Genomic DNA, 24,743 nt, shown 5'->3' with positions numbered 1-24,743 from the left:
AAAGGAAACGAGCCCGTCATGATTCTGCCCTGGCTAATCCTGATCCCCTTTATCGGCGGCCTGCTCTGCTGGATGGGTGAACGCTTCGGCGCCACCCTCCCCCGCTGGATTGCGTTGCTGACCATGTCCCTGGAACTCGCGCTCGGCCTCTGGCTGTGGGCCCATGGCGACTATTCATTTGCTCCGGCACCGGGTGTCGATCCAACCTTCGCGCTTGAATTCAAGCACGTGTGGATCCAGCGCTTCGGCATCAACGTGCACCTGGCCCTCGACGGCCTGTCGCTGTTGATGATCCTGCTGACCGGCCTGCTGGGTATCCTCTCGGTACTCTGCTCCTGGAAAGAGATCCAGCGTCACGTGGGCTTCTTCCACCTGAACCTGATGTGGATCCTGGGCGGCGTTGTCGGCGTGTTCCTCGCCCTCGACCTGTTCATGTTCTTCTTCTTCTGGGAAATGATGCTGGTGCCGATGTACTTCCTCATCGCGCTCTGGGGTCACAGTTCTTCGGACGGCAAGAAAACCCGGATCTACGCGGCGACCAAGTTCTTCATCTTCACCCAGGCTTCCGGCCTGATCATGTTGGTGGCGATCCTGGGCCTGGTACTGGTCAACTTCAACAGCACGGGCGTGATCACGTTCAACTACGCCGACCTGTTGAAAACCAAGATGTCCCTGACCACCGAGTACATCCTGATGCTGGGCTTCTTCATCGCGTTCGCGGTGAAGCTGCCGGTGGTGCCGTTCCACTCCTGGTTGCCTGACGCTCACGCCCAGGCGCCGACTGCGGGTTCCGTCGACCTGGCCGGTATCCTCTTGAAGACGGCGGCCTACGGCCTGCTGCGTTTCGCCCTGCCGCTGTTCCCGAATGCCTCGGCCGAGTTCGCGCCGATCGCCATGACCCTTGGTCTGATCGGGATCTTCTACGGTGCGTTCCTGGCCTTCGCCCAAACCGACATCAAGCGTCTGATTGCCTTCTCGTCCGTTTCCCACATGGGCTTCGTACTGATCGGCATCTACTCCGGCAGCCAACTGGCGCTGCAAGGCGCAGTGATCCAGATGCTGGCTCACGGTGTGTCGGCTGCGGCACTGTTTATCCTCAGCGGCCAACTGTACGAGCGCCTGCACACTCGTGACATGCGCGAGATGGGTGGCGTGTGGTCACGTATCGCCTACCTGCCGGCCATCAGCCTGTTCTTCGCCGCCGCATCCCTGGGCTTGCCGGGTACCGGTAACTTCATCGGCGAGTTCCTGATCCTGATGGGTGCCTTCGTGCATACGCCGTGGGTCAGTGCGATCGCTACGTCTGGCCTGGTGTTCGGTTCGGTCTACTCGCTGATCATGATCCACCGCGCATACTTCGGTCCGGCCAAGTCCGACACCGTGTTGCACGGCATGGACGGTCGCGAACTGATCATGGTGCTCGGCCTTGCGGTACTGCTGGTGTTTATCGGCGTGTACCCGCAACCGTTCCTGGATACTTCTGCCGCAACGATGCATGGCGTGCAGCAGTGGTTCGGCACCGCCTTCTCTCAACTCGCTTCGGCCCGGTAAGAGCGCTATGGAATTCACGATCCAACACTTTATCGCGCTTGCGCCGCTGCTGATCACCAGCCTCACCATCGTGGTGGTGATGCTGGCGATCGCCTGGCGCCGCAATCACTCGCAAACGTTCCTGCTGTCCTGTGCGGGCTTGAACCTGGCCCTGCTGTCGATTATCCCGGCACTCAAGGTCGCGCCACTGGCCGTGACCCCGCTGATGATGGTCGATGACTTCGCGCTGCTGTATATCGCGCTGATCCTGGTTGCCACCCTGGCCTGCGTCACGCTTGCCCACGCCTACCTCGGCGAAGGCGGCACCGGCTACCCGGGCAACCGCGAAGAGCTGTACCTGCTGATCCTGCTGGCTGCGGCCGGTGGTATCGTGCTGGTCAGCGCGCAGCACCTGGCCGGCTTGTTCATCGGCCTGGAACTGCTGTCGATCCCGGTCTACGGCCTGGTAGCGTATGCCTTCTTCAACAAGCGCTCCCTGGAAGCCGGCATCAAGTACATGGTGCTGTCGGCTGCCGGTTCGGCATTCCTGTTGTTCGGTATGGCCCTGCTCTACGCAGAAGCCGGCAGCCTGAGCTTCAGCGGTATCGGTCACGCCCTGGCAGCCTCCGGCAGCCCTGCGCCAATCGCCCAACTGGGCCTGGCCATGATGCTGATCGGCCTGGCGTTCAAGCTGTCGCTGGTGCCGTTCCACCTGTGGACCCCGGACGTGTACGAAGGCGCCCCGGCGCCGGTGGCTGCTTTCCTGGCTACCGCGTCGAAAGTCGCCGTGTTTGCCGTGATGGTGCGTCTGTTCCAGATCTCCCCTGCGGCCAACACCGGTGTACTCAGCAACGTGCTGACCATCATCGCCATCGCCTCGATCCTGTTCGGTAACCTGCTGGCGCTGACCCAGAACAACCTCAAGCGTCTGCTGGGTTATTCGTCCATCGCGCACTTCGGTTACCTGCTGATCGCCCTGGTGGCGAGCAAGGGCCTGGCGATGGAAGCCATCGGCGTGTACCTGGTCACCTACGTGATCACAAGCCTGGGTGCATTCGGTGTGATCACGCTGATGTCCTCGCCTTACAAAGGCCGCGACGCCGACGCCCTGTACGAATACCGCGGCCTGTTCTGGCGCCGTCCGTACCTGACCGCCGTACTGACCGTGATGATGCTGTCCCTGGCGGGTATCCCGCTGACTGCGGGCTTCATCGGCAAGTTCTACATCGTGGCCACCGGTGTTGAAGCGCACGAATGGTGGTTGGTTGCTTCCCTGGTACTGGGCAGCGCCATCGGCGTTTTCTACTACCTGCGCGTGATGGTGACCTTGTACCTGATCGAGCCAAACCTGCGCCGTGTGGACGCCGAGTTGCACTGGGAACAGAAAGCAGGCGGCGTGATGCTGCTGGCAATCGCCCTGCTGGCGTTCTTCCTGGGTGTGTACCCACAACCGTTGCTCACCCTGGTGCAGCATGCGGTGATGGCGGGTTGATCGCTTAGTTAAACGCAGCAAGCAAAACGGCGCCTTCGGGCGCCGTTTTGCTTTCCGCTGTAGGAGCAAGCTTGCTCGGGATGGTCGTTAACGATGACGCGGTGTATCTGAAACAACGCGGCGCTTTTCAGTTTTTCGCGAGCAAGCTCGCTCCTACAGAAACGGCGGAGTTATCTGACTCGACACACAATCTCTCCTGATATCCCCCTCCCAAGCGCCACCGTAGAGTTGTCGACCTATACGCAATCTACGTAGGTACACTCGTGAAACGTGACATCTTTTCCGAACGGGTCGAAGGCTTCGACGCGCTGGCAGATGAACGACAAGGCAAGGTAACGTTGCGTAGCCACAAAGTGCAGTTGAACAAACTGGCACCTCTCACTGCCGACGAAGTGATTGCTGTGCGCCAACAACTCAATCTGTCGCGCTCGGTATTTGCGATGTACCTGCGCACCAATACCCGGACCCTGGAAAACTGGGAGCAAGGCCGAGCAAAACCCAATGCTCAGGCGGCAACGTTGATTCGGCTGGTGGCGAGGTTTCCGGAGACGGTGGAGCGGTTGGCGCTGTTGACCTGATCGATCAATCCAGCCAACCCCATCGGCAACAGGACGTTGCCGATGGGCGAAAGCCTGCAATCAAATCCTGAACTGCCCCACCAACTGACCCAACGGCTGCCCCAGGTCCGCCAGGCTGCGGGAGGTCTGGGCCCCCTGTTGGGTTTCATCGGCCACGCTGTCCACCGCCACCGCGATCTGATGCACGCTGCGGTTGATCTCTTCGGCCACGGCGGTTTGTTCTTCCGCCGCGCTGGCGATCTGCGCGTTCATCGAGTTGATGGTGCCGATCAGTTGCGCCATGGTGTCCAGGGACGCTCCGGCTTCGTTGGCCTGGGCGGACGTGCCGTCGCCGGCATCGCTGGAGCGGCGCATGGATTCCACGGCGGCCTCGGTGCCTTTTTGCAGGCGGTCGATCATGCCCTGGATTTCCTGGGTGCTTTGCTGGGTGCGGCTGGCCAGCGCCCGTACTTCGTCGGCGACCACGGCAAACCCACGGCCTGCCTCCCCTGCCCGCGCGGCTTCAATGGCGGCGTTGAGGGCGAGCAAGTTGGTCTGCTCGGCAATCGAGCGGATCACGCCAAGCACGCTGACAATCGACGACACATCCTGCTGCAAGCTGTCCAGGGACACGCCGCTGCTGCGGATGTCGTTCACCAGCGCGTGAATCTGCGCGATGCTGCCATCCACGACTTTTTTCGCGGCCTGGCCTTCGGCGTCGGTTTGCTGCGCAGCGACGGCTGCGCCTTGGGCACTGCGCGCCACTTCATGGGCCGCGGAGGACATTTCGTTGATGGCGGTAGCCACCTGGTCGGTCTCGTGTCGCTGGCGCTCCATGGCCTTTTCCGAGCGGTTGGCTTGCTCGGCGACCTGGCTCACCAGGCCGGTAAGCTGGGAGGTCATCTCGGTGATCTGGCGTACCAGGCTGTGGATCTTGTCGACAAAGCGGTTGAAAGAGCCTGCCAGTTCGCCAAGCTCGTCCTGGCTGGTGATGGCCAGGCGGCGGGTCAGGTCACCCTCACCGGCGGCAATGTCGTCGAGGTTGATCTTCATCAGGTGCAACGGCCGCAGGATGGTATTGGCCACCAGCATGCCCACGGCGGCAATCACCAACAGCACCACCACGGCAATGCCGATGATGCTCAGCACCACGCCTTCCATGCGTTTCTCCACCTTGGCCTGAACCTCGGCAACCTGGGCGTCGATGCCGTCCAGGTTCACCGAGGTACCGATCACCATGTCCCACTTGGGCAAGTATTCGGTGTAGCCAAGCTTGGGCACCAGCTCGGTCTGGCCGGGCTGCGTCGAGCTGTATTGCAGGTAGTGGGTGCCGTCCTTGCCGACTTTCACCAGGTCGCGGTTGACGTAGACGCCGTTCGGGTCGCGGTTGTCCTTGAAGCTTTTGCCGACGCCGTCCGGGCTGTTGCCCTTGAACAGGCGAATGGTCTCAGAGTCGTAGCCGAAGAAATAACCGTCCTTGCCATAGCTGGTGTTGGACAGCAGCTTGACCACTTGCGTCCGTGCGGCCGTATCGCCTTGGGCGGCAGCGTCGTACAGCGGCTTGATGGTGGTCATCGCCACCTCGACGTAGCCGCGCAAGGTGGTCTTGGCGTCGTTGAGCAGGTTCTGACGGGTTTCTTCGACCTCGTTGCGGGCCTGCTCCCGAAGGATCCACACCGTGGTCAGGCTGATGATCACGGCAAACAACAACACGGGCAGGACAGCAAGGGACAGTACTTTGGCCTTTAGACTCAGACGCATGGCTCTTCTCTCTTGAGGGACAACTCAAGAGGTTAACGGCTAGTTACAATAAATCTGTAGGACAATCCCGTCAGAGCGTCATCGCGGCAAACCAGCCAAACGCCAGCAGCGGAATGTTGTAGTGCAGGAAGGTCGGCACCACGGTGTCCCAGATATGGTGGTGCTGGCCATCGATGTTCAAACCGGAAGTCGGGCCCAGGGTGGAGTCCGACGCAGGCGAGCCGGCATCACCCAATGCCCCGGCCGTGCCGACGATGCACACGATCGCCAGCGGGCTGAAGCCCAGCTGCACGCACAGCGGCACAAAGATCGCCGCCAGGATCGGCACCGTGGAAAACGACGAGCCGATGCCCATGGTCACCAGCAAGCCCACCAGCAGCATCAGCAGCGCGCCCACACCGCGGCTATGGCCGATAAACGCCGCGGAGGCTTGCACGAGTGTCTGCACTTCACCGGTGACCTTGAGCACTTCGGCAAAGCCTGACGAGGCGATCATGATGAAGCCGATCATCGCCATCATCTTCATGCCTTCGGTGAACAGGTCATCGGTGTCGCGCCAGCGCACGATGCCCGACACCGAAAAGATCAGGAACCCGGCCAGGGCGCCAATGATCATCGAGTCCAGCCACAGCTGGATAATGAACGCTGCCGCAATCGCCAGGCCGGCCACCAGCAGGGTCAGCGGGTTGTAGTGCACCGCCACCTGCTCGACTCGCTCGATCTTCTCCAGGTCGTACACACGCTTCTTGCGGTAGCTGACAAACACCGCCACCAGCAAACCTACCACCATGCCCAGGGCCGGTAGGCCCATGGCATGGGTGACATTGACCTGGCTGATGTCGACACCGCTCTTGGCCACGTTGGCCAGCAGGATCTGATTCAGGAAGATGTTGCCGAAGCCCACCGGCAGAAACATGTAGGGCGTGATCAGGCCGAAGGTCATGACGCAGGCGATGAGACGGCGGTCCAGCTGCAGTTTGGTCAGCACATATAAAAGCGGCGGTACCAGCAGCGGGATAAACGCGATGTGGATCGGCAGGATGTTCTGCGAGGCGATGGCCACCACCCAGAGCAGACCGATCAGCAGCCATTTGACGTGACTGCCGCCCGTGGCTTCCTGGCGATCCACCAGCAGCAGGGCTTTATCGGCCAGCGCATGGGCCAGGCCGGATTTGGCAATCGCCACGGCGAACGCGCCGAGCAGCGCGTAGGACAACGCCACCGTCGCACCGCCACCCAGGCCGCTGTTGAACGCCTTGAGCGTCGCGTCGATACCCAGGCCGCCGGTCAGGCCACCCACCAGGGCGCCGACAATGATCGCGATCACCACATGCACGCGGGACAAGCTGAGCACCAGCATGGTGCCGACCGCGGCGATTACTGCATTAATCATCGTTACCTCAAGACAGAAAACATGAAAACAGCACGCACCTGCCCGGGCTGCTGTCGGGAACGGCTGCCGCAAACCAGGTTTTAAGGGAGTTTTATTAGAGGGCGCGCACTTTGCAGCAGGTGGGCGGGCATGTCAAAGCACGACGTCGCAAACAGCTTTAAATTGATCGTTTGAATAAAGAAAATTTCCGAGCGGCCGATACAGGCAGATCGTCTCTGTCGTATCGAAAGGTTAAGGAAGGCTCCATGTCGCTCAGACAGCTGTCCATTCAATGGAAAATTACCCTGCTGGCCGGTCTTTGCCTGCTGGGCATCGTGACCTTGCTGGTAGGTCTCTCGCTGTACCGCATGGCGCAAAGCTCCGACCTGGTCAAGGCTTCCAGTATGGAAATGCTCGACGAAGCCGCCCAGGCGCGCATCGAAGCCCAGGGTGAGGTCCAGGCCTTGGGCATTCGCCAGCAGTTCATGGACGCCTATCAATACGGCCACGGTTTTTCCCGGCAGGTGTTGTTCCTGCGCGAACAGGCCGAGAAACGCTTCCTGGATGCCTTCGACCTGCGCGAAGACCTGACCCGCCAGGTCAAGGCCGCGCTGCAGGCCAATCCGGAACTGCTGGGCCTGTCCCTGGTATTCGAGGCCAACGCACTGGATGGCAAGGACGAACTGTTCGCCAACCAGCAAGAGCTGGGCAGCAACGACAAGGGCCGCTTTGCGCTGTACTGGTCCCAGCCGACTGCGGGCAAGCTGACTTCAATGTCGCTGCCCGAAAGCGACATGTCCGACACCAGCGTCGGACCCAGCGGCGAAAAAGCCAACGCCTGGTTCACCTGCCCGCGCACCACACTCAAGCCCTGCGTGATCGAGCCGTACTTCTATGTGATCGATGGGCAAAAGGTGCTGATGACCAGCATCGTCTTCCCGCTGATGGTCAACGGCAAAGTCATCGCCTCGCTGTCGGTGGACATCAACCTCAACAGCCTGCAAGCCGTCAGCCAGGGCGCCAGCCAGAAACTCTACGACGGCCAGACCAGCGTCAGCATCATCAGCCCGGTGGGCCTGCTGGCCGGCTACAGTCCGGACGCCGGCAAACTCAGCCAGCGCCTGGATGCCGTCGACACCGCCAACGGCGCGCAATTGATCAGTTCGCTTTCCACCAGCACCCAGACCCGCAGCGTGCGCACCGACCACCAACTCAAGGTGCTCGCGCCGTTCCAGCCGATCCCCGATGGCAAGCCGTGGGGCGTGTTGCTGGATGTTCCAGAAAAAGTCCTGGTGGCTCCGGCTGAGGCCCTGAAGTCCAAACTGGACGCCGATAACGCCAAGGGCACCCTGCTGGAACTGAGCCTGGGCCTGCTGGCAGCAATCGTCGGCCTGTTGCTGGTGTGGCTGATGGCCCGCAGCGTGACCCGGCCGATCCTCGGTGTGGCGCGCATGCTGGAAGACATTGCCAGTGGCGAAGGTGACCTGACCCGCCGCCTGGCCTACGACAAACACGACGAACTCGGCGAATTGGCCGGCTGGTTCAACCGCTTCCTCGACAAGCTGCAGCCGATCATTGCCCAGGTCAAACGCTCAGTGCAGGACGCCCGTGGCACCGCCGACCAGTCGGCCGCCATCGCCACTGAAACCAGTGCCGGCATGGAGCAGCAATACCGTCAGGTCGACCAGGTGGCCACCGCCTCCCACGAGATGAGCGCCACCGCCCAGGACGTCGCCCGCAGTGCAGCGCAAGCCGCCCAGGCGGCCCGCGATGCCGATCAGGCGACGCGTGAAGGTTTGACCGTGATCGACCGCACCACCACCAGCATCGGCCACCTGGCGGCGGATATGAGCACCGCGATGACCCAGGTTGAAGGACTGGCGGCCAACAGCGAGAAGATCGGCTCGGTACTGGAAGTGATTCGTGCAATCGCCGAGCAGACCAATCTGCTGGCACTGAACGCCGCTATCGAGGCCGCCCGTGCGGGTGAAGCCGGTCGTGGTTTTGCGGTGGTCGCCGATGAAGTGCGCAACCTGGCGCGACGTACCCAGGAGTCGGTGGAAGAAACCCGCCTGGTGATCGAGCAACTGCAAAGCGGTACCCAGGAAGTGGTCGGTTCCATGAGCAACAGCCATCGCCAGGCCCAGGGCAGCGTCGAACAAGTGGGCCAGGCCGTGACCGCCTTGCGCCAGATCGGCGATGCGGTAACGGTAATCAGCGACATGAACCTGCAGATCGCCAGCGCCGCCGAAGAGCAAAGTGCGGTGGCCGAGGAGATCAACAACAACGTGGCGACGATTCGGGATGTGACGGAGTCGTTGTCCGAACAGGCGAATGAATCGGCGCGGGTCAGCCAGGCGTTGAACAGCCTGGCGAATCAGCAGCAGGGCCTGATGGATCAGTTCAGGGTTTGATGAGTTGCGGGATACTCCGGCAATCAGCCCGAGCATCCCGTAGCAGCTGTCGAGCCTTGGCGAGGCTCGACAGCTGCTACGGTTTGTTTTCAATGGCGGCGTGGCAGGTCGATGATGACCTTTAATCCGCCCAGCTCGCTCTCCTGCAACAGAAGCACCCCACCCCACACCTCGACAATATCCCGCACGATCCCCAGCCCCAGACCATGCCCGTCAGTCTGCTCATCCAACCGCGTGCCTCGGCTGAACACCTGATCACGCTGGCTCTCGGGAATCCCCGGCCCGTCATCTTCGACAGCCAACCGAAAGCCTTCCGGGGTTTCGCCGATGCTCAACACAATCTCCGCGTCCGCCCATTTGCACGCGTTGTCCAGCAGGTTGCCCAACAGTTCCAGCAGGTCTTCGCGGTCCCACGGCAATTGCAAACCGGGCGGCACGCGGTAACTCAAATCCAGGTGTTCGCCGTGGATCATGTTCAGGGTCGCGAGCAACCCCGGTAATTCGCCGTCGCAATCGAACAAGGCACCCGGCAGTGTCTCTCCGGCCAGGCGGGCACGATTGAGTTCACGATTAAGCCGTTGCTGCACCTGCTCCAACTGTTCCCGCAGCAGCTTGCTCAGTTGCGGATGGTCCTTGAGCTGTTCGCTGGATGCCACGCTCAGCAACACCGCCAACGGGGTTTTCAAGGCATGGCCGAGATTGCCCAGGGCATTGCGCGAGCGCTTGAGGCTGTCTTCGGTGTGGGCCAGCAGATGGTTGATCTGCGCCACCAGCGGCTCCAGCTCCACCGGCACCTGGGTATCCAGTTGCGAGCGCTGGCCCTGCTGCAGTTGGGCGATCTGGTTGCGCGCGGTCTCCAGCGGGCGCAAGGCGCGGCGCACGGTGACCCGTTGCAGAATCAGGATCAGCAACAGCGCCGCCAGCCCCAGCACCAGGCCGATCTGGCGCATCAGCCGAAAGCTTTCTCTGACGGGTGTGTAGTCCTGGGCCACGCTGATGGAAATCGACTGGCCAAACCGTTTGTAGTCCGAACGCAGTACCAGCAACTGCTGGCCTTCCGGCCCCAACTGCAGGTTGCCCTTGAGCCCGGCGTGGCGCAACTGCGGCAGTTCCTGGTCCCACAGCGAGCGGGAACGCCAATGGGTGTCGGCAAAATCGATACGGAAATAGTGCCCGGAAAACGGACGCTGGTACGCAGGAGACAACCGCTGCTCATCCAGTTGCACCCCCGCCGGCCCGCGCACCAGCGCCACCAGCAGGTTCTCGCTGTCGTTGCGCAAGCCGGACTCCAGGTAACGTTGCAGGCCCATTTCGAACAGCCACAGGCTGGTCTGCGCCAGCACCAGGCCGACGATCACCATCACACTGATCAGCCCCAGGCTCAGGCGCCGCTGGATCGACTTCATGCCGGGCTGGCGCCAAACCGATAACCCTGGCCGCGCCGGGTCTCGATCACGCTGCGGCCCAACTTGCGGCGCAGGTGGTTGACGTGGACCTCCAGCACATTGGAGTCACGCTCGGTCTCGCCATCGTACAAATGTTCGGCCAGGTGACTTTTTGAAAGGATTTGCTCGGGGTGCAGCATGAAGTAACGCAGCAGCCGAAACTCGGCGGCGGTCAGCTGGATCTCCTCGCCATCACGCATCACACACTGGCGACCCTCATCCAGGTGCAAGCCGGCAGCCTGCAAGGTGGGCTGATTGGCGTGGCCATGGGAACGACGCAGCAAGGCCTGGATACGCAGGTGCAGCTCTTCGGGATGGAACGGTTTGCTGAGGTAGTCGTCGGCCCCGGCCTTGAGCCCTTCGATGCGCTCGGCCCAGGAGTCGCGGGCAGTGAGGATCAGCACCGGCGTGGCCAGGCCGGCGGCACGCCATTGCGTCAACACCTCAAGCCCGGGCAAACCCGGCAGGCCGAGGTCAAGGATGATCAGGTCGTAGGGTTCGCTGCGCCCCTGGTACACCGCATCGCGCCCGTCCGCCAGCCAGTCGACGGCATAGCCCTGGCGATTGAGTCCGGCCATCAGCTCATCGGCCAGGGGTACGTGGTCTTCCACCAGCAGCAGGCGCATCAGTCGTCTTCCTTGTCTTTGAGCAGTTGACCGGTGTTGGCATCGAGTTCGATCTCGCGCACCACGCCTTCCACCGTCAATAGTTCGATTTCATAGATATAGCGCACAGGGCGATCCTTGTGCTCTTCAAGCTCGGCGTCCAGCAGCTTGGCGCCCGGGTAGCGCTCGAAAGCCGGGCCCAGCAGATGCTCAAGCGGCGCGATCACGCCCTTCTGGCGCAGGCGCAGCGCTTCATCCTGGCCCAGGTCCCGAGCGGCCAGGCCTGAGCAAAATGCCAGGAGCACCAGCGCCACTTGAACGCTGGTGCGTAGATTTACCTTCATTACGTATCCTGATGATCCTTGAGGACGGCGCCGGTGACGGCATCCAATTCCAGGTCCCACTCGACGCCCTGGGCGTCGCGCAGTTCAACCTGATAAAGGTACTTGCCGTATTCCTCTTCAAGCTCGGTTTCATGCACGGTGGCGCCGGGATGTTTGGCCAGTGCGATAGCATTGAGCTTCTCGAAAGACACAATGGTACCAGCGTCGCGCAACTTCAGTGCTTCGTCCGGCCCCAGGTCGCGAGCCTGGGCGACGCCTGCGGTGAGGGCGATGATACTGCTGGCGATCAAGGCTGTGAGGGTTTTCATGGTGAGTCTCCGTTTCGGGATATTTTGCCTACGGGGCTCACGGTACTGGATCCAACTTAACTGAAACTGAATTGCCACCATGGCAATTCTCTGCGAGACCTTTGCCTGCAACCGGGCAAGATTTTCTATACTGCCCTGCTCGCGGTAAATGAGACCGGTATGACTGCTATCCATATGAAGTTCCCCGCCTTGACCCTCAAGGCCGGTAAACGCGCTTTTGCACGCATTCGTGAGCAGGGGCTTGCGCCTGCGGACGTCGGCATCCTTCCCGGCGCTGCCGGCGGGCCCAAGGCGCTGGGCATCCAGGGTCTGGACCTGGCGCTGTTTGGTGACTGGCTGCCCCGGGCGCCCCGCGAGCGTGCGCTGATCGGCGCCTCGATAGGCTCCTGGCGGTTTGCCAGTGCGTGCCTGCCCGACCCGATGCAAGGCCTGCTCGACCTGGGCCGGCTGTACAACGAACAAAGCTTTGCCAAAGGCGTGACCATGGCCGAAGTCAGCCAGAGCTGCGTGCGCATGCTCGATGACTTGCTGGCCGGCCGCGATGCCCGCGTGCTCGACAACCCGCACTACCGGCTGAACATCATGGTGGTCAAAAGCCATGGCCTGCTCGCCGACGATCATCGCGGTCGGCTTGGTTTGGGGTTGTCCTCGGTGATCGCCGACAACCTGAGGGGCCGCGCGCGGTTGTCCCGGCACTTCGAACGGCTGATCGTCCACGACCCACGCCAGCCGCCACCGCTGCATGCGCTCAAGGATTTCCCGTCGCGCTTCCTTGATCTGGAACTGGGCAACCTGCGCCAGGCCTTGCTGGCGTCGGGCTCGATCCCCATGGTGATGCAAGGCGTACGCGACCTGCCGGGTGCAGGCCAAGGCACTTACCGCGATGGCGGCCTGCTGGACTATCACCTCGACCTGCCCTACCACGGCGATGACATCGTGCTGTACCCGCACTTCACCGACCGGGTCATTCCCGGCTGGTTCGACAAAGGCTTGCCGTGGCGCCGCGCCAATCAACAGGGTTTGCAGGATGTCCTGCTGCTGGCGCCGTCGAAGGAATACCTGGCGCGACTGCCCCACGGCAAACTGCCGGACCGCAGTGACTTCAAGCGCTTCATGGGGGATGACCCGGGCCGCAACAAGTACTGGCAAACCGCAATGAGCGAAAGCCAGCGGCTGGGGGATGAGTTTCTGCAACTGGCCGACAATGGCCAATTGGGCGAACGCCTGCTGGCTCTCTAGCGCCCTCTCCGTAGCAGCTGTCGAGCCCAAGCGAGGCTGCGTCGGCAGCACCTCGGTTTGCCAGACAAATCGCAAACGCAGCCTCGCCATGGCTCGACAGCTGCTACGCGGTATGCGCGCGGCCGCGACAAACTGTTAAACTCGCCGCCTGCCAGACACCTCACCGAGCTGAAAAACCCTGTGGAAATCTTCAAAGAGTTTACCTTCGAGTCCGCCCACCGCCTGCCCCATGTTCCGGAAGGCCACAAATGCGGGCGCCTGCATGGCCATTCGTTCAAGGTGGCGATCCACCTCAGCGGCGACCTCGACCCGCACACCGGCTGGATCCGTGACTTCTCGGAGATCAAGGCGATTTTCAAGCCGCTCTACGAACGCCTCGACCACAACTACCTCAACGACATCCCGGGCCTCGAAAACCCGACCAGCGAAGTGCTGGCCAAGTGGATCTGGAATGAACTGAAACCGCTGTTGCCGGAACTCAGCGCGATTCGCATCCATGAGACCTGCACCAGCGGCTGCATCTATCGCGGCGAATAAGCCGGCGATGTAAAAAACCACCCTTGCGGTGGTTTTTTTATGCCGGTGACTCCCTTACAGTCGTGGCCTCTTGTACAGGAAGCGCTGCGATGCCAACCCATATCCGCCCCGCTACCGGCGACGATATCGCCGCAATTGAAGCGATCGTCCACGCCGCCTACTCCCCTTACATCCAGCGAATCGGGCGCAAGCCAGGGCCGATGCTGGATGACTATCGCCAGCAGGTCGCTGCCGAACGGGTGCATGTGCTGGAGAGTGCGGGCCAGGTCCACGGCTTTGTCGTACTGATTCATCACGATGAGTACCTGCTGCTGGATAACCTGGCCGTCGACCCCGGTGCCCAGGGCTTGGGTTACGGGCGCCTGTTGCTGGGCTTCGCGGAAGGCCAGGCCAGGCATGGCTCCATCCGTCTCTACACCAATGAAGCGATGACCGAAAACATCGCGCTGTACACCCGCAAAGGCTATGTGGAAACCCACCGGGCCGAGGAAAACGGCCTGCGTCGGGTCTACATGCAAAAAGACCTCACCGCCTCGCACTGAAGGAGCTCCCATGGAAAACACCTGGCTGGCCCAGGCCAAGCGCCTGCAAGCATTGGCCTCCACGGGGCTGCACTTCTGCACCGATGACTTCGAGCGCGAGCGCCTTGAGGAAATCGCCCAGATTGCCCACAGCATGCTGGCGCAATTGGGCGAAGTACCGCTGGAGCGCATCACCGGGCTGGTGCCGGATTTTGCCAAACGTTATTCGACGCCCATGATTGATGTGCGGGGCGCAGTGATTGACGGTGACCGGATCCTGTTGGTCCGCGAGCTCACGGATGGCTGCTGGGCATTGCCCGGCGGTTATGCGGATATTGGTTTGTCGGCGGCTGAAAACATCGTCAAGGAAATTCGCGAAGAGGCCGGGCTGACGGTCACGGCCAAGGCGCTGTACAGCGTCACCCACAAGGCCAAAGGCTTGTACCGGCCGGATATCCGGGACTTCTACAAACTCTACTTTCTGTGCGAACGGGTTGATCAACTGGCGCCGGCGGCCGGTTTCGAAACCACCGAAGTTGGCTTCTTCAGCCTGGACGATCTGCCGCCGCTGTCCCGTGGCCGCACCATTGAAAGCGACCTTGAGGCCGCTTTTGCCTTTCATCGCGGGCAGACCACTCACACCCTGTTCGATTGAATCACGGGTGATCCAATTTGTATCACCCTGCACCGCTTTCGCGCCTGAGTGGGCAGAAAGACCAATCCCGCCTGCGTGTTTCCCCTGTTTGGCTATAAATACTGTGCAACCTGCACAGTCCTGACCGTGCGCCCGTCACTGCCTCGCACTTGGCACGACGGGTGCAATAGGCCTGCGTCACTCATTCAGGGAGAACGGCACATGACGCAGAACGAACCGGGCAATGACTACCCTCTCAGCGAGGTGCCCATGCATGCCCGCAAAGGCCTGGCCTCCACCGCCATGGTGCTGCTGGGCTTTACCTTTTTTACCGCGACCATGTTCGCCGGCGGCAAGCTGGGGGTGGCCTTCAGCTTTACCCAGATGCTCGGCGTCGTGGCCCTGGGTAACCTGCTGTTGGGTATCTACGCCGCAGGCCTGGGTTACATCGCGTTCAAGAGCGGTTTGAATTCAGTATTGATGGGGCGCTTCTGCTTCGGTGAAGTGGGCAGCAAACTCAGCGACTTGATTCTCGGTTTTACCCAGATCGGCTGGTACGCCTGGGGCACCGCCACCGCAGCCGTAGTACTGGGCAAGTATTTCGAGTTGAGCCAGGGCAGCGTACTCGGGCTGATGGTGCTGTTTGGCATGGTGTTCTGCGCGACGGCCTACGTGGGCTATCGCGGGTTGGAGATTCTGTCCTACATCGCCGTGCCGGCCATGGGTATTTTGTTGTTTCTGTCGATGTGGGTCGCCACCGTCAAGGTCGGCGGGCTCGATGGACTGCTGGCGGTGGTGCCGACCGGTGAGCTGGACATGTCCACGGCTATCACGCTGGTGTTCGGCACCTTTGTCAGCGGCGCGACCCAGGCTACCAACTGGACGCGGTTCTCACGCTCGGCCAGGGTCGCGGTGCTGGCCAGCCTGATCGGCTTCTTTATCGGCAACGGCTTGATGGTGTTGATCGGTGCCTATGGCGCCATCGTCTACCAGCAGCCCGACGTGGTCGAAGTGTTGCTGCTGCAAGGCTTCGCCATGGCGGCCATGGCGATGCTGTTGCTGAATATCTGGAGCACCCAGGACAACACCATCTACAACTTCGCCGTCGCCGGCTGCAACCTGCTGCGCACCAAGCGCCGCAAAACGGTGACCTTGGCCGGTGCGGTGATCGGCACCCTGCTGGCGTTGCTGGGCATGTACGACATGCTGGTGCCCTACCTGATCCTGCTGGGCACGGTGATCCCACCGATTGGCGGGGTGATCATGGCGGATTTCTTCTATCGCTACCGCGGCCACTATCCGCGCCTGGCCGATACACGCCTGCCGGCCTTCAACTGGCCAGGGCTGATCGCCTATGCCGTGGGTACGGTGCTGGCCTTTCATTCACCCTGGGTGGCGCCATTGGTGGGGATCGTGGCGGCGTCCCTGACCTACATCGTGCTGACCAGCGTATTGCGGGTGCGGGCACCTTTGGCTGACGTCCAGGCATGAGCCTGACAGTCGCCGATGTGCTGGCCTTGCCCGGCCTTGAATCGATGTGCCTGCGGGCCGGGGAAGCCGGCTTGGAGAACACGGTGCGCTGGCCCTATGTCGCAGAAAACAGCGGCATTGCCGAATGGGTGCTGGGGGGCGAACTGGTGTTCGTCACCGGTATCAATCACCCACGGGACGAGGCCAATCTGTTGGTGCTGCTGGACGAAGCCTGTCAGCGCCAGGTCGCCGGCCTGGTGATCCTCACGGGGCCGGACTATATCCAGGCGATTCCCCAGCGTTTGCTGGAAGCGGCGCAAGCGGCGGGCATGCCGCTGATCGAACAGCCTTACTCGTTGAAGATGGTACTGGTGACCCAGGCCATCGGTTCGGCGTTGATCCAGTCGCAGCAGTTGGGGCGCTCGCGACACGATGTGCTGGAGCGCCTGCTGGCCGGTGATTATCAATCCCTGGATTTGCTGCTGCACCGCGCTGCGCAGTTGGACATGCCGCTGGCCGGCCATTGGCAACTCGTCCAGTTGCAACTGGACGGCAGCGACGCGCTGTTTGCCCAGGGTGAGGCGCCAGTGGTCGAGGCGCAGCTTGCCCGACAACACGATGCGATTACCCGCCGTCTGCGCCAGTTTGCTGCGCAGCATCCCTCGCGCCTGCCCGTGCTGGGGCGTGCCGGACAATGGACGTTGCTGCTGCCTGCGATAGACGCGGGTGCGGCATTGGCCAACCGTCAGTTGTTGGCGGGTTGGTTGAAGGCACTGAATCTGCGCCTGGCACCGTTGAAACTGTTTATCGGCCTGAGTGCTGCCGCGCACCCACCCGCGCGCCTGGCCCAGGCCCTGGATGAGGCGCGCCAGGCATTGGCCGCTGCGCGACGGTTCAGTGAACGCGCCGGGCTGTGTGTCTACGATGAGTTGGGCGTGCTCAAGCTGCTCAGTGGCGTACGTGATCGCGCCCTGCTCGATCAGTTCCTCAACGAACGCCTGGGGCCGCTGCTGCGCCACGACCTGCACCATGGCCCAAGCCTGATGCCGACCCTGGAGGCCTGGTTCCACGAGAATGGTAACCTTGTGGCCGCAGCCCAACGGCTGGCGGTTCACCGCAACACCCTGACGCACCGCGTCCAGCGTATCGAAGCCCTGTGCGGGCTGACGCTGGACAATGCTTATGACCGCCTGGACATCGGCATCGCGCTGATGATCTGGCGGCTGTCTGCCTGACTGTTTTTTGCCAAGAGGAACTTGCCCATGCACATCATCAACGCCCGCCTGCGCAACCGTGAAGGCCTGCATGATCTGCACCTGGAACACGGCCGGATCGCCAGCATCACCCAACAAGGCGCGGCCCCCCTGGCAGGCCCCGACGACCTGGACGCCGCCGGCAACCTGGTGGTCCCGCCTTTCGTCGAGCCGCACATTCACCTCGATGCCACCCTGACCGCCGGCGAGCCGCGCTGGAACATGAGCGGCACCCTGTTTGAAGGCATCGAGTGCTGGGGCGAGCGCAAGGCCACCATCACCCTGGAAGACACCAAGACCCGCTCCAAAAAAACCATCCAGACCCTGGCCGCCCATGGCATCCAGCATGTGCGCACCCATGTCGACGTCACCGACCCGGACCTCACCGCGCTCAAGGCCATGCTTGAAGTACGCGAGGAAAGCGGCCACCTGATCGACCTGCAAATCGTCGCGTTCCCCCAGGAAGGCATCGAGTCCTACCGCAATGGCCGCGAGCTGATGGAAGAGGCCATTCGCCTGGGCGCCGACGTGATCGGCGGCATCCCGCACTTTGAATACACCCGTGACCAAGGGGTGAGTTCGGTGAAGTTCCTGATGGACCTGGCCGAACGCACCGGTTGCCTGGTCGATGTGCATTGCGACGAAACCGACGACCCACACTCGCGCTTTCTTGAAGTGCTGGCCGAAGAGGCCCGCAGCCGCGACATGGGCGCCCGCGTGACCGCCAGCCACACCACGGCCATGGGCTCCTACGACAATGCTTACTGCGCCAAACTCTTCCGCCTGCTGGGGCATTCGGGCATCAGCTTTGTCTCCTGCCCTACCGAAAGCATCCACTTGCAGGGCCGCTTCGACACTTTCCCCAAACGCCGCGGCGTGACCCGGGTCAACGAACTGCTGGAGGCTGGCATGAACGTCTGCTTCGGCCAGGACTCCATCGTCGACCCTTGGTATCCCTTGGGTAACGGCAACATTTTGCGGGTGCTGGAAGCCGGGTTGCATATCTGCCACATGCTTGGCTACCGCAACCTGCAAAGTGCCCTCGACCTGGTCACCGACAACAGCGCCCGGGCGATGGCCCTGGGGGATCGTTATGGCCTGGAACCGGGACGCCCGGCGAATCTGTTGATCCTGTCTGCAGACAGCGACTATGAAGTGATTCGCAGCCAGGGCTTGCCGTTTTATTCGATTCGCGCGGGCAAAGTGTTGATGAAACGCCGGCCGGCGCAGGTGGAGTTTTTGTAGGCTCATACGATTGAATCTATATCGAGGGTTTGTGGCTTTCCCCAGCCATCATCCGACTGTGGCGGGATGCTCGCCACTTGGGTGAGTACGCGGTTTTGCGGGTGAGCGAACCAGCGTTTCAGGCTGGATTGCAGGGATGGGGATGAAGCGTGGCTGCCGTAGACGTCGCGGGCCTGGAGGCGGCGCCAGCGGAGGGTTGTCAGGCGGTCGCGACTGTCTTTCAGCCGGTCGACTTCCTGGCTCAAGGGGTCGTGGTGTTCGTAGCCACGCTGGTTGGCAGGGCGATGCAGATCCAGTTTCTTTCGTTGCTCCCGTAGCTGGTGCTGCATGGTGAACAGGGCTTCGTCGATCAGTTCAAACTCACGGGCAGTTACGAGGGTGCCATGGGTGTCGAGTGTTTGTTGCCAGCGGCGCAACGTGGCCCAGGCGGCGGGGATGTAGCTGACGACCATGGAGTGATGGGCACTCTGAACAAGCTGTTTGATGAGGTTGGCGCGATCCGGCATATCGCCATTGAGCCTCAATGCGCGTTTGCAGGCTGCGTCCTCAATGGATTCACAGCCAGGGGTCCACAAAACGGAGGACCGTGTACCGTCCGGTAGGAGTATCGGCATGAAGTGCTGCTGCGCGCCGTGATGCTGGTAAGGGTTGCCGGTCAGCCGTACCAGGCCCAAGGCAAACAGCAGGCCCCCGGGCGCTGGGTTACTGAATAGCACCACGGCGCCAGGAATCCAGATATTGGCGGTGGTGTTCATCCAGGGCGCAGGCACACTCGGGACAGGGTCACTGTGATTGACGATGCGGTGGTGCACCAGAGCGGAGGCACCGTCGGTGAATTCGGAGTCGGCAGCTCGGGGGGCTCCGTAGGTGTATAGGAGGATGTTGTAGTGGGTATCTTCGGTTCGACGTAATCCCTCAGCCAGTAACAAGGCAATCGCACCGCCGAGGCTGTGCCCGCAAATCACGATGCGCTGCCCCGTATAAAATTGGTCAAGGTAGCGCCGTACAAAATCATGCATGGCTTGATAAGCCTGGTAAAAGCCTTCATGAGCCTTGCCGACACCATCAATGAAATTCACTTGATGGGCATTTACATCCCTCAGTATGTCGACTCCGCTGGCCGTGCCCCTTACGGCAATAATGATCACTTCATCGTGATGACTGATAAATGCCTGAGTATCAGTGCCATCCTTTTCGTCGTCGAAAAAGTGCAGACGTGCTGGATGTTCCTGCTCTTCACCCAACTCGGAGCGATTTTGCTGATACAACTCAGGATCGAAGGGCAAAATTTCGAAACGCAGGGAATACGGTACCTCTTCCAATAACGGATAAAAGTGTTGTACTTGCTTAGCATCGACCTTCCAGGGTTCCTGATAGCCCGATAGTCTGTCGGCAAAGAAATGACCGACGCTAGGGTCCCGTTGAAAGCTGACTTGGTCTATGGGTTTTGCTGGGGGCTCCTGTCCAAAATCGCAATAGCTCAACGTGGACATAAGTGCCAACTGATAGAGGTTCAAGGCACAGAATTGATCCTCGATGGACAGCATAGGGCGCAGTGCTCGCAATGGGCGAACCTCAAGTACTGTGTGCCGGTTGGGAAATAAAACGACACCAACCAACGTCGGCTGGGGTGGCCCGAATCCAAGGTCGGCCATCATTTTTAGTGCATGTCGCGGGGGCCGATGAGTACGGGATACGATGCGTGGCAAGTGAGCGGCGTATCGGACCAGATCACGTACTTCGACCTGATAGAACAGGTCCGTCTGATTTTTCGAAAGGCTTCGTTCGACACGCTTGCCATTGGCCCGGAGAAAGCGGGTTTGTTCCGCACGAACCTGGAGCTCGGTGATGGGTAGCTTGTAAGCCAGACGCGTCATCAAATCGGTATAAGGCTTTTCTGAACCGGAGTAGGGTTCATCCAACTTAATGACGAGCGGACCACAGTAAAAATCATCTCGCCTGGCAAAGCCCTCACCATCCAAACGACCGAAGTACTCACACCCCGCACTGTCATAAAATGTGTAAGGCAGACCGCCGTAGGCCTTTCCGTCCCCAAACTCATCTACTAGGCAGAAACTTGCCCAATGTCCTCTTAACGAACAAGCAGGTGCCTTGTCGCTAAAAAACGGTTGCTTCCATGCATCCTGTTTCATGAATAAGCCTCCTATTCTGTACACGTTGGATAGACGTCGCATACGCGTCCATCCGGCATTTTGATAGCTTTGAAATCAGTAGTATTCCCACGGCAATACGCAAACACATCGCCCAAGCTTTCCCCCATACAGCGTCTCCAGCCTCCCGGAACGGCAACCCAGTTGTCGTCTACAGCGGGTAGCTCCTCGCTTGCTACTGCCAGCACCATCCTCAGTGTTTTCCCCTCTAACTGATCCCGTTGTACAAAGCCTCCTGCTCGTGACTTACTCGGCTGTCCAATGGCGTCCAACGAATTACACATAAGGATTTTCCTGATCGCATGCAGCGGTCCGATCGTCCTGAAAAACCACTGACACCGCCCCCATAACTCCTGAACACCCGGCTCAGGCATTCCGGCCATACCCTCTTCCAACCGATCCCGCACATTAATAATTGCGAAATCCCCCCCGACATCCGCCGACCGCTCCCCCCACTTCGCGTACATATCAAACGTAATACTGCGTAACACCAACGGGCACCCATCCACCACTTCCGTCAGTGGTACTTCAAAGCTCACCCGATGAGCCACCGGCTTGCCGAGGGTTTCAAAAACCTTGTCCTCCGGCCGCTTGCCCCGTCGTTTGGGCAGGGTGCAGGTCTCACCCGTTGCGGGCCGGTAAGCCGCATCACTCTTGAAGCGAAAATTCGCCGGCAAATCGACTTCCAAGATGAAACTGTCCGCCGGCTTCATCGCACAGCCAGAAACAGCCAGCCCGCCACAAACGAACAGCCCTCGCCACACGCCCGACATAAATCCCCTACGCATCCTGCTGCTCCCGCTCCACCCGACGCCACTCCCCAACCACCCGCTGAAAATGATCCTCCGCCACTTCCCCACGCATCGGCTGCCATCGAATAAGCACGTCCCCAGTGGCTTCCAACAGCCGCCGCACGACCAAAAACTCCAGCTGTTCCGGCCTGTCCCATTGCCAGGCCCGCGCTTGCTCCAGCACCTGCGCCAACCAGATTCTCGGGTCTTGAAATTCAACCAGTGCGCTCAACGCCTCGCTGTACTCAGCCAGCAGGTAACGCAGGATATTGGCTTGCAGAATCACTCCCGCCTGGGGATTCGGCACCTCTAGCCACGGCGCAGGATCGGGTACCGGATACGCCCCCGGAGCCGGGTTATCGACACAACTCCAACGCTCACCCTGCCAGTAACACACGCCGATCAGCGGCCCGAGAAAAACAGGCCAGTCCCGAGCAGGCAGGTGAACCAAGGCCCGCGCCAAGGTGCGGTTATCGTGGAAGCGGTACAGCGCCTGACTGCCCGCCGTTCCCACCACTAACCTGTCGCGCCAGTGCCGGGTAACACCCGACAAATCATCACCAGGCAGGCTGCCCAACCAGCCCCAATTACGCTGGGGGTTTTGCAGCAAACCCACCAATGCGGGCTCGCTGACATGGTCGAGCAACAGGAGCATCGGCCCATCCGCTGCCATTTCCGATGCGACGGTTTCACCAAAGAGGCAGCGATACTCAGCGACCGTGCGTGTCGCCAGCAGTACCCCACGCGCATCGCTTTCACCCTGTAGAACCAGGCACAGCCGGCGCCCTGCCTGCTGCTGTTCAGCCATCCACTGGCCAGGCGCGATCTCCATCAAGCCGCCCTCCCCGTGGATTCGCACAGGCCTTCACGGCAGCGCTCGCACACTGGACAGAAGTCTGCATCCAGTCTTCTGGCCAGCTCCATGACTGCGCCTTGGATAACCGAAACCTTCGGCCCATCCGCTGCAAATGCGGACGAAGCAGCCACGTCACCCGGTCCAACTGGGTTGGCTGTGCGAATCACGGCAGGCGCACCGCCCAACGTGATCGGCCGACTGCTGAAAATCCCGCCGGCCTGAATCAGCAAATGCTCACCACCGGCCTTGAAGCACAACTGCGCACCGGCATCGATAACCAGATTGGCCCCCGCCTTCAGATGGACCTGTTGCCCCGCTTCGATCACCAGGGTCTGGCCGACAAGGGTCTGGCTGTTGCCCTGCACGTACAAGTGATCATCAGCCCCAAGCCGAACCTTGCGGTCGCCGGCGATGCTGCGGTGTTCCTCGTCTTCCAGGGTGGTGGCACTCAAGCCGTGGATGGTTTCCCGACGTTCGCCCACCACCTCCAGTCGACTGTCGTGGCCGACCTGCTGCTCCAGATCGCGTTGGGCGCGCAGGTAGATGAGTTCCTGGCCGCTGCGGTCCTCAAGGTGCAGCTCGTTGGCCCCCGTCCCGCCCGGCGAACTGCGGCTGCGCAGCACACTGCGGGTCTTGTGTTGGGGCAACGGATAGGCAACAGGCTGCAAGGTATTGGGCAGGCAACCATTGATCACTGGCCGGTCTGGATCACCTTCCAGGAACGTCACCAGTACCTCCATGCCCACACGCGGGATCATCACCGCGCCATAGCTGTCACCCGCCCATCCGGACGCCACACGCACCCAGCAACTGCTCTTGTCGTCGTGCTGGTCCAGGCGGTCCCAATGAAAGCGAATTTTCACCCGGCCGCGAGCGTCGCAATGCACGTCTTCACCCTCGGGCCCGGTGACGGTTGCGGTCTGGCTGCCACTGATACGCGGTTTGACGTGCTTGAGCGGCGGGCGGTAAGCGGCGCGCCAGGGCGTTGCGGTAAATCGATTGCGGTAGCCGTGGAATGCCTCGACATCCACCACCGCCTCCTCCAGCACCTGCGGTTGATAGCCTTCGTGACGCACGCCGGTGATCAGCCACAAGTCATTACAGGTGCGGTCCGGATGGCCGCGCAGTTCCAGGAAATGCCCGCTGCGCAAAGCCGGCTGGTCACTGCGGCCCAGGGCCCGATGGCGGTCGCGTTGATGACGTTCCAGGCCACGCCGGGCCAACTGCGAACCTCGCAGATGCCCCGTGAATCCCGCAGGGTATCGATAGTCTTCAAGTGCCGGGAAAGATCCGGCCTGCTCCTGTAAGCGCAGCGACGGATGTTCGAAGTCGTAGTCACGCAGAACAACCTGAGCACTGCGCGTGGCCAGGCGCACATCGAAACGCTGGATCACCAGCGTTTCGGCAGCCGGGCCTCCGGCCGGGCAGTAGCGTTGCGCCGGCAAACGACGAAACACCGTCTGGTCATCACCCAACACCAGTACATGGGCGTCTGCACTGTGGCGAAAGTGGTAGTGAATGCCCTCTTCCTCGCACAGCCGCTGGATAAAGTGCAGGTCGGTTTCCGCGTATTGCACACAGAACGTACGCGGCGGGTAAACCACCGGCCCCAGTTCGAAGGTATAGGCATCAGCAAGGATGCCGTGCTGCTCAAGCACTGCCGCGATAATTTGCGGCACGCTGCGCTGCTGGAAAATCCGCTGGTCGCAACGATGGGCCAGGTACGCCACGCGCGGCGCAAGGGTGAGGTGGTAGCGGGTCAGCCGCTGCCCCGGGCCTTCCCGGCCAATGCTGTAGATTTGCCCGTGCAGGCCTTCACCGGGCTCGCCAAAATCCAGATAGGCCGGTTGGTGAAGTAACTTCTCCAGATCCAGGCTGGGGTTTTCACTGACCCACTGCACTTCAATGAAAAAAGGCTGGTCAATCGTTTCGCTGCCTTTAAAAGCCAGCACCTGAAATGCCTGGTTCATTCCTGCAACGACCAGTTTGAAACGTGACGAAACAAGCGTATTGAACATCCGTTGTTACCCGCCATTCATTGTCGAGCTGAAATAACTTCTCCCGTAAAACGCAGATAAAGCCACTCAATTCGAAGCCGATAAAAAGTGCCTGAACCCCAGGAACACTAGCGATTTCAGGCGAAATTCGGCCGCTTCAAAATAAAAAAGAAGATTCGCACACCGATATTGGAAGGGTCT

At 61.0% G+C, this 24,743-nt stretch carries 21 protein-coding genes and 2 pseudogenes; 12 read left to right on the top strand and 11 right to left on the bottom strand.

Annotation, left to right across the window (positions count from 1 at the left end):
- Window positions 1-18 precede the first annotated feature (18 nt).
- From nuoM to HX817_RS26760, 3 genes are all read left to right on the top strand, one after another.
- Window positions 19-1,551: an NADH-quinone oxidoreductase subunit M gene (nuoM, locus tag HX817_RS26770; protein ID WP_003219558.1), complete on the top strand. Its 1,533-nt coding sequence runs from the start codon at window positions 19-21 to the stop codon at window positions 1,549-1,551.
- Window positions 1,552-1,558: 7 nt separating this feature from the next.
- Entirely contained in the window at window positions 1,559-3,022 is a 1,464-nt protein-coding gene (nuoN, locus tag HX817_RS26765; protein WP_003219557.1) for an NADH-quinone oxidoreductase subunit NuoN, read from the top strand.
- 263 nt (window positions 3,023-3,285) lie between these two features.
- On the top strand, window positions 3,286-3,600 hold the full coding sequence (locus tag HX817_RS26760) for a DNA-binding transcriptional regulator (protein ID WP_177041779.1): 315 nt from the start codon (window positions 3,286-3,288) through the stop codon (window positions 3,598-3,600).
- 60 nt (window positions 3,601-3,660) lie between these two features.
- Here the strand turns inward: HX817_RS26760 and HX817_RS31680 are convergent, their stop codons facing one another.
- The 3 genes and pseudogenes from HX817_RS31680 to HX817_RS26750 form a co-directional block, all read right to left on the bottom strand.
- Window positions 3,661-4,416, bottom strand: a complete 756-nt coding sequence (locus HX817_RS31680) for a methyl-accepting chemotaxis protein (RefSeq protein WP_371317785.1) — start codon at window positions 4,414-4,416, stop codon at window positions 3,661-3,663.
- Window positions 4,417-4,518: 102 nt separating this feature from the next.
- Window positions 4,519-5,340 (bottom strand): annotated as a pseudogene (locus HX817_RS31675) (cache domain-containing protein); the annotation flags it as partial.
- 70 nt (window positions 5,341-5,410) lie between these two features.
- Entirely contained in the window at window positions 5,411-6,730 is a 1,320-nt protein-coding gene (locus HX817_RS26750; protein WP_177041802.1) for a Na+/H+ antiporter NhaC family protein, read from the bottom strand.
- A 248-nt stretch (window positions 6,731-6,978) separates the two neighbouring features.
- On the opposite strand from HX817_RS26750, the pseudogene HX817_RS31670 reads away from it, so the two are divergent.
- Together HX817_RS31670 and HX817_RS31665 are read left to right on the top strand one after the other, a co-directional pair.
- Window positions 6,979-8,268, top strand: a pseudogene (locus HX817_RS31670) (HAMP domain-containing protein); the annotation flags it as partial.
- Between the two features lie 102 nt (window positions 8,269-8,370).
- Window positions 8,371-9,126, top strand: coding sequence for a methyl-accepting chemotaxis protein (locus HX817_RS31665; protein ID WP_371132963.1), 756 nt, complete (start codon window positions 8,371-8,373; stop codon window positions 9,124-9,126).
- 89 nt (window positions 9,127-9,215) lie between these two features.
- Here the strand turns inward: HX817_RS31665 and HX817_RS26740 are convergent, their stop codons facing one another.
- Genes HX817_RS26740 through HX817_RS26725 form a run of 4 tightly spaced genes read right to left on the bottom strand, consistent with a single transcriptional unit; the run spans window position 9,216 to window position 11,828 of the window.
- Window positions 9,216-10,532, bottom strand: coding sequence for a sensor histidine kinase (locus HX817_RS26740; RefSeq protein ID WP_177041776.1), 1,317 nt, complete (start codon window positions 10,530-10,532; stop codon window positions 9,216-9,218).
- A complete protein-coding gene (locus HX817_RS26735) occupies window positions 10,529-11,197 on the bottom strand; it encodes a response regulator transcription factor (RefSeq protein ID WP_003219550.1) in 669 nt (222 codons plus the stop codon). The genes HX817_RS26740 and HX817_RS26735 overlap by 4 nt, the downstream gene beginning before the upstream one ends.
- Window positions 11,197-11,520, bottom strand: coding sequence for a PepSY domain-containing protein (locus HX817_RS26730; protein ID WP_102369441.1), 324 nt, complete (start codon window positions 11,518-11,520; stop codon window positions 11,197-11,199). Before HX817_RS26730 ends, HX817_RS26735 begins: the two co-directional genes overlap by 1 nt.
- Complete coding sequence (locus HX817_RS26725; RefSeq protein ID WP_008432789.1) at window positions 11,520-11,828, bottom strand: PepSY domain-containing protein; 309 nt, start codon at window positions 11,826-11,828, stop codon at window positions 11,520-11,522. Before HX817_RS26725 ends, HX817_RS26730 begins: the two co-directional genes overlap by 1 nt.
- A gap of 159 nt (window positions 11,829-11,987) precedes the next feature.
- On the opposite strand from HX817_RS26725, the gene HX817_RS26720 reads away from it, so the two are divergent.
- From HX817_RS26720 to codA, 7 genes are all read left to right on the top strand, one after another.
- Window positions 11,988-13,067 carry a patatin-like phospholipase family protein gene (locus tag HX817_RS26720; RefSeq protein ID WP_177041774.1) on the top strand — a complete coding sequence of 360 codons (1,080 nt, stop codon included), beginning with the start codon at window positions 11,988-11,990 and terminating at the stop codon, window positions 13,065-13,067.
- A 180-nt stretch (window positions 13,068-13,247) separates the two neighbouring features.
- Window positions 13,248-13,604, top strand: a complete 357-nt coding sequence (queD, locus tag HX817_RS26715; protein WP_003190259.1) for a 6-carboxytetrahydropterin synthase QueD — start codon at window positions 13,248-13,250, stop codon at window positions 13,602-13,604.
- An 89-nt stretch (window positions 13,605-13,693) separates the two neighbouring features.
- Complete coding sequence (locus HX817_RS26710) at window positions 13,694-14,146, top strand: GNAT family N-acetyltransferase (protein ID WP_087693060.1); 453 nt, start codon at window positions 13,694-13,696, stop codon at window positions 14,144-14,146.
- Window positions 14,147-14,156: 10 nt separating this feature from the next.
- Window positions 14,157-14,780 carry an NUDIX hydrolase gene (locus HX817_RS26705; protein ID WP_008432778.1) on the top strand — a complete coding sequence of 208 codons (624 nt, stop codon included), beginning with the start codon at window positions 14,157-14,159 and terminating at the stop codon, window positions 14,778-14,780.
- A 201-nt stretch (window positions 14,781-14,981) separates the two neighbouring features.
- Window positions 14,982-16,250, top strand: coding sequence for a cytosine permease (codB, locus tag HX817_RS26700; protein WP_003219542.1), 1,269 nt, complete (start codon window positions 14,982-14,984; stop codon window positions 16,248-16,250).
- Complete coding sequence (locus tag HX817_RS26695) at window positions 16,247-17,464, top strand: PucR family transcriptional regulator ligand-binding domain-containing protein (RefSeq protein ID WP_177029075.1); 1,218 nt, start codon at window positions 16,247-16,249, stop codon at window positions 17,462-17,464. Before codB ends, HX817_RS26695 begins: the two co-directional genes overlap by 4 nt.
- Before the next feature lie 27 nt (window positions 17,465-17,491).
- Window positions 17,492-18,727 (top strand): cytosine deaminase, encoded by a 1,236-nt coding sequence (gene codA, locus HX817_RS26690; RefSeq protein ID WP_177041771.1) that lies wholly within the window; start codon window positions 17,492-17,494, stop codon window positions 18,725-18,727.
- A gap of 2 nt (window positions 18,728-18,729) precedes the next feature.
- Here codA and HX817_RS26685 read toward each other — a convergent pair whose 3' ends face one another.
- The 4 genes from HX817_RS26685 to tssI are packed head-to-tail and all read right to left on the bottom strand — an operon-like array spanning window position 18,730 to window position 24,563.
- Window positions 18,730-20,880 (bottom strand): lipase family protein, encoded by a 2,151-nt coding sequence (locus HX817_RS26685; RefSeq protein WP_177041769.1) that lies wholly within the window; start codon window positions 20,878-20,880, stop codon window positions 18,730-18,732.
- Window positions 20,881-20,891: 11 nt separating this feature from the next.
- Window positions 20,892-21,686, bottom strand: a complete 795-nt coding sequence (locus HX817_RS26680) for a hypothetical protein (protein WP_177041768.1) — start codon at window positions 21,684-21,686, stop codon at window positions 20,892-20,894.
- The gene (locus HX817_RS26675; protein ID WP_177041800.1) at window positions 21,679-22,521 is read right to left on the bottom strand and encodes a DUF4123 domain-containing protein; all 843 of its coding nucleotides are present in this window, start codon (window positions 22,519-22,521) and stop codon (window positions 21,679-21,681) included. The genes HX817_RS26680 and HX817_RS26675 overlap by 8 nt, the downstream gene beginning before the upstream one ends.
- The gene (gene tssI / locus HX817_RS26670) at window positions 22,521-24,563 is read right to left on the bottom strand and encodes a type VI secretion system tip protein TssI/VgrG (RefSeq protein ID WP_177041765.1); all 2,043 of its coding nucleotides are present in this window, start codon (window positions 24,561-24,563) and stop codon (window positions 22,521-22,523) included. Before tssI ends, HX817_RS26675 begins: the two co-directional genes overlap by 1 nt.
- Window positions 24,564-24,743 lie beyond the last annotated feature (180 nt).

This window comes from Pseudomonas sp. C6002 (genome assembly GCF_013385805.1).
GTDB lineage: Bacteria > Pseudomonadota > Gammaproteobacteria > Pseudomonadales > Pseudomonadaceae > Aquipseudomonas.
The sequence above is the reverse complement of the archived record's forward strand: the minus strand, read 5'-3'. Positions and strand labels throughout refer to the sequence as shown.